Below are 5,264 nucleotides of genomic sequence, written 5' to 3' on the forward strand. Positions count from 1 at the left end.
AGCATACCGAGGCTCGTTAATGATTGTAATTTCATAAAGTGGAATACTTGGTTTAGATTTTTAATTAAGTTTTTAAATATAAGTATATGACATAACTTTACAAAAAAAAACGATTTAGAATAATCAAAAATGCATATTATTAAAGAATAATTTAATTAAACATCAGCAATGATACGATTTGTAGAAATGGTGATAACAAACTGTTGAACGATTGAAAATCTTTGATTTATTTTTATCGTCTTCCTGATCCGATAACCATCAGATTTATTTCAGGGTCTTTTTTAAAGATGAGCTAAATACAATGTTGAATGAATTCAGCATGACGATTATTATACAGCTAAATTGAACTTTCAGCGTTTTTACTGATTTGAAGATAATATTAACCTAATATCAATTAAAATCCAGTAAAACTGATTATTATTGCGGCAATCAAATTCCAAATATGAATCAAATCATTTCAACAGACCGTTACGACAAAATGCTATATCGCCGTTGTGGAAACAGTGGCATAAAATTGCCTGCGATATCGTTGGGTTTATGGCATAATTTCGGGCATGTTAACGTTTTTGAAAATAGCAAAAACCTAATCTACACTGCTTTTAACAATGGAATTACCCATTTCGATTTAGCAAATAATTATGGTCCGCCTCCAGGCTCCGCTGAAGAAGTTTTTGGAAAAATCCTTCATGAGGATTTTAGGGGCTATCGTGATGAAATGATTATTTCAAGCAAAGCCGGATATACCATGTGGGATGGTCCTTATGGCGACTGGGGTTCGAAAAAATACCTGGTTTCTAGTTTAGACCAGAGCTTAAAACGCATGAAACTGGATTATGTTGATATTTTTTACCACCATCGTCCAGATCATGAAACTCCGCTTGAAGAAACCATGGGAGCCTTAAGTCTCTTGGTTCAACAGGGAAAAGCTTTGTATGTTGGTATTTCGAATTATAAGGCAGAAGAAGCCGCAAAAGCCATCAAAATTTTAAAAGATAACGGTACACCATGTTTAATCCACCAGCCTAAATATTCGATGTTCGAACGCTGGGTAGAAGATGGCTTACTCGATGTTTTGGAAAAAAATGGTGTGGGTTGTATTCCATTTTCGCCATTGGCACAAGGTCTACTTACCGATAAATATTTACACGGCATTCCTTCCGATTCAAGAGTAGCCACCAGTGGTATTTTCCTGAAAGAAAGCAATATTACGCCCGAGAAATTAGCCGTGATTGCCAAACTAAATGATGTTGCCAAATCGCGTGGGCAAAAATTAGCACATATGGCGTTATCGTGGATACTGAAGGACGAGAGAATTACCACAGTCTTAATAGGTGCCAGTAAGCCAGAGCAAATTACGGATTCAATTAAAGCTTTAGATAATATAAAATTTAGTGCTGCTGAAGTAAAACTGATTGATGAAATTTTAAGTTAAAAAAATCGATCGTCATTTCGGCAGCAGTGTTCCAAAGGAACTGCTTCGGAGAAGAAATCTTTGAACAATCCAATAAACATGGTTCAAAGATTTCTCTTTCGACTCAACATCCTACCGTGTGGACACATCTTTTGTTAATTCTATAGTTGTTTTTAACACACATTCCTAAAGCAATCGTCATGCTGAATTTATTTCAGCATCTTTCCAGATGCTAAAAGACATTTATTTTGAAAAAAAAATTAATTACACAAACATTGACTTTTCCGCTCTTTGCCGCGGGGGCATGGTACTTTGGAGCGCCAAAGTACCCAAAACGCTCTATCAATCCAGCAATGGGCCTTTTACACAATCCTACACACATCAAAAAAACAGCGGCACTTCGTTTTGTGTTCAATACATATTTAAAGCTTTAAATTAGCGTTTATGAACACAAAACCACTGCGTTTAGGTTTGGCAGTACTATTTGTTCTTTCCTGCAACTGTTTTTTTGATTTCTCCGGCCCTTGGGATTGACGGCGTTCTTCGGTTAAAACAATGTGTTTTCAGAGGAAGTTAGCAAAACGCCTAAAAAATCAACATCAAAAAAATGTGTCCACACAGTAGGATTTAACGCCGGGACTTTTCTCCAGTCGAAATGACGATTTATTTTAGCCTGTAATCCAGTCTTTTACTTTTCTTAACTAACCCGAAACTTTAACTGCGATTTAATCATGCAAGATCAGGGCTTTGATTTGAATTAGCGCTTTACGGGGAGCGAAAAGTGAAATGTAGAACCGGCCCCATAATTACTTTCTGCCCAAATTTTACCCTGGTGTAAGTTTATAATCTCTGCACTTAGGTATAAACCAATCCCAAAACCTGAAATGGTTTTAGTTTGCTGGTTTTCTACGCGATAAAACCGATCAAAAAGTTTCTCCAGATCATGAGCCTCGATACCAATGCCGTTATCTGTTACAGAAACATGTATTTCATTCCCCAAGGCTTCTGATTGAACATAAACAGTACTGCCCTGATCTGAATATTTTACAGCATTGCTAATCAAATTTGAAATTACAGAGCCAATTTTATCTTTGTCGGCGTATATTAATTTAGGCTCACCCTCTGCAAAATTAATCTGATTAGTAGGATGAATTAACCTTAGATCTTCTACAAGATCACAAATCAGTTTATCAAGATCAAAATGAGATAGGCTCAAGTGAATTTCTCCTGATTCTAAACGCGATACATTTAAAAAGGAAGTGATCATAGCACTCATTTTCCGGATCTGTTTTTGAACTTTATCTAAAGTATTTACGACAAAAAGATCTGTTAAACTCCGACTCTGCATCAATTGAACATAGGCACTAATAGAGGTTAAAGGCGTTTTTAGCTCATGGCTTACCATACTGATGAAATCATTCTTTTGCCGCTCTTCCTTTATACTGATTAGAATCTGTTCCTGATCTAGTGCTTCCCGTTGCAGTTCAGTCTCTTTAATGGCATTTTTCGCATTAACCATATCAGTCACATCGCTTGCGGTATGAAGAATACAATAAGGCATCCCAGCTTCATCCTTAATGGCGCGGTATTCGTAAGCATAATAAGCTGTTTGTAATCTCCCATCCCTTAGGGTTTCGGCCTGAATAGCATCTCCTTTATCTGTAATGCCCGTTAGCAATACATTTTTCAGCATATTGATAAAAGGCTGGCCCTTTAACTCTGGCACAGCATCTTCTAAAGGTTTACCGATAATAGAGCGGTCTTTTCCCCAAAAAGCAATCATGGCATCATTGGCCATTTCGATTACTATATGCTCGGATGTGTATATGGCTGTTGCATCTTTTGATAAGGAAAGAACCTCTAAAAGTTGATTATTATTTAAAACCCTTGAATAATTTTCCATTTATAATTAAAAGTTAAAACCCGACGATGCTGATATGTATGGTAAAATCAAATTATACTAAGTATCATACAAGTGGCCTTTACAAAAGTTTGGCTATTATTAACCTTTTATCATCTGGCATTTAATTTATCGCTTATTTTCTGTTTAAGTACTCCCGCGGCCTGAGTATATCCCCCATCTGCTCCATCAACAAAATGAATGTGATCATCTTCCAGGTCCCTAACATAACAAGACATGATCGATTCGCCGCTAACATAGAGGCCGTATAAAATTTCATTATTTTTTTCGAGCTGATTAAGCGCTTTCTGCAATATTAATCGCTGCTGTGCGGTTCCGGTAATTACCGTATTTATTCTACCATCTATCACCAGCGTATCCGACATTTCTACAAGCTGTTTCAGGTATTTTTTACCACGCTCCGTTCGGAAATAGATATAGCCATAAATATTGATGAGCCATGATTTGATCAGTTCAAAAAGTTTAATTTTTCCAATTCGGTGTTTCATTTCTTTCCCCAGACTATTGAAGCTTGTTTTGAAAATCAACTTAGAAACTGAAATCGGCTGACGCTTTTCGGGTGTTCCGTAAATTTGATCAAGATGATGGATCACTTTGCTGAATACGGCTGCCTGCTGCGTTATTTCTGGAGCTATAACGATTAATGTAACCACCTCATCACTATTTTCGGGTGGTTCTATCTTATCCCAGCGGCATTGCATACCACTTAAATCGATTTCATTACTTGCAGTATCATGGCCCGTTAACAGGTAATTCTCTCCCTTGATAATTTGTTCGGCATAAGCCAGGCCATCGCCCAAAACAATGGGGATAGAAAATGTTTCAGCACTACTAAATCTGCAAATATTAAGCGTATGGCTTTGTTTGTAAATTTCTTCAACAGGCATAATCCCAGTCCTTAAATCAAGGTTAAAATTCCGTAAGGTGTTATCTTTGTATTTCAACAGCGATTTCATCACATCATCTACAATACTAGGCGGAACAATAAAAGAAGCCCCATCGCCACCGAAGAAAAATGGAACCGAAATGTTTGCTTTAAATGCAATATTGAGTACGGCAACAATACTTCCGGTAGCAATAAGGTTAACATTTTCATGCAGGCCCGAATTTACAGCAGCGGTTGAACGCTTAATATCGGTGATGATTACACACCAGCTAGCAACCACTTTTTCAAATAATTGATTTTGAATCAACAACTGATATAATGGTATTTTATGAATGGGCAAATTGGAATAGAAATGGTCTTCGCTATTTTGCATAATTTGATTTAGTATATCCTAATATACGCATTCAAAAAAGCTATGTATTTCAAAAAAGCAAATCAAAAACTAATCTTATTTAGAACAAATAAAAATAATTTTGTAATTCCGATGCAAAAACGCTTCCTTTGCGCCAACTAAGAATTAATCTAAATAAAGATGAATAAAAAATTTACTTTTCTTTTAAATTTTATAGCTGTTTTTCTGTTTTTGGCAGGTAATACCATGGCGCAAAGCAAAAACGGATCTGTTTCGGGTTCGATTAAAACGAGCGATGGCAATCCTGCCAGTTATGTAAGTGTTGGTTTAAAAAATACTGGTAGAACTACACAAACTGATGAGAAAGGTAATTTCACGATTAAAAATATAACACCCGGCACCTATACGATCAAAACATCAGCTATTGGTGTTTCTGCTCAGGAAAAATCAATTACTGTAGCGGCTGGTCAGACCGTAAATGCTGATTTCACCATTRCAGAATCTTCATCTCAATTGGATGAAGTAGCCATTAACGGTTACAAAACGCCAAACAGAAAGCCAGCTAACTTAGGTAAAATTGCTATTGCCCCTATGGATCTTCCACAGGCCGTGCAGATTATTGGAAACCAAGTAATTGCCGACCAACAAGCAAACCGCTTAAGCGATGTGCTCAAAAATGTAAACGGTGTAGCTT

General features: G+C 36.6%; 5 protein-coding genes. 3 read left to right on the forward strand and 2 right to left on the reverse strand.

What is annotated here, in order from left to right; translation table 11 throughout:
* Positions 1-442: 442 nt before the first annotated feature.
* Complete coding sequence (gene mgrA, locus AC1DPQ_RS16655) at positions 443-1,432, forward strand: L-glyceraldehyde 3-phosphate reductase (protein ID WP_477582794.1); 990 nt, start codon at positions 443-445, stop codon at positions 1,430-1,432.
* 227 nt (positions 1,433-1,659) lie between these two features.
* Positions 1,660-1,845 carry a hypothetical protein gene (locus AC1DPQ_RS16660; protein WP_477610290.1) on the forward strand — a complete coding sequence of 62 codons (186 nt, stop codon included), beginning with the start codon at positions 1,660-1,662 and terminating at the stop codon, positions 1,843-1,845.
* A 323-nt stretch (positions 1,846-2,168) separates the two neighbouring features.
* Here AC1DPQ_RS16660 and AC1DPQ_RS16665 read toward each other — a convergent pair whose 3' ends face one another.
* A complete protein-coding gene (locus AC1DPQ_RS16665) occupies positions 2,169-3,314 on the reverse strand; it encodes a PAS domain-containing sensor histidine kinase (protein ID WP_477610291.1) in 1,146 nt (381 codons plus the stop codon).
* Positions 3,315-3,424: 110 nt separating this feature from the next.
* The gene (locus tag AC1DPQ_RS16670) at positions 3,425-4,591 is read right to left on the reverse strand and encodes a DUF3095 family protein (RefSeq protein WP_477582790.1); all 1,167 of its coding nucleotides are present in this window, start codon (positions 4,589-4,591) and stop codon (positions 3,425-3,427) included.
* 159 nt (positions 4,592-4,750) lie between these two features.
* On the opposite strand from AC1DPQ_RS16670, the gene AC1DPQ_RS16675 reads away from it, so the two are divergent.
* Positions 4,751-5,264, forward strand: a 514-nt coding sequence (locus AC1DPQ_RS16675; protein ID WP_477610292.1) for a carboxypeptidase-like regulatory domain-containing protein, incomplete at its 3' end; no start/stop codon positions are given.

The organism is Pedobacter sp. 01T416_2 (genome assembly GCF_056398925.1).